The organism is Vibrio sp. 970 (assembly GCF_033339075.1).
Genome location: NZ_JAWOTW010000876.1, coordinates 1 through 506 on the forward strand (window position 1 = coordinate 1; position 506 = coordinate 506).

Annotated in this window: 1 protein-coding gene; it reads left to right on the plus strand. The window is 45.7% G+C overall.

The window, feature by feature from the left end; translation table 11 throughout:
- Nucleotides 1–506, plus strand: a 506-nt coding sequence (locus tag R7Q11_RS29675; RefSeq protein ID WP_318094498.1) for a DNA polymerase domain-containing protein, incomplete at both ends; no start/stop codon positions are given.

The window sequence follows — 506 nt, forward strand, 5'->3', positions numbered from 1 at the left end:
GATGCCAACTATTCGTGGCGCGGAAACGGGCTCGAAAAAACGTTATGCGGGTTTAATTGGTGAAGGAGAACAAGATCGCATTGTATTCAAAGGGCTAGAAAGTGCACGTACCGACTGGACGCCATTAGCGCAAAAATTCCAAAACACGCTCTATCGAATGGTATTTCACGGCGAAGACCCGAGTGACTATGTGCGTGAAGTAGTAGAAAAAACCAATAATGGGGAGTTTGATGACCAATTGGTTTATCAAAAGCGACTACGCAGAAAGCTGCATGAGTACCAAAAAAACATTCCACCTCAAGTGCGTGCAGCACGTTTAGCCGACGACATTAATGCCAAGCTTGGTCGACCTTTACAGTATCAAAATCGTGGGCGCATAGAGTATTTGATTACCCTAAATGGCCCTGAGCCTTATGAATACCGTAACAGTCCTATCGACTACCAGCACTACATCGACAAACAGCTAAAGCCTGTTGCAGATGCGATTCTGCCATTTATCGGCACAG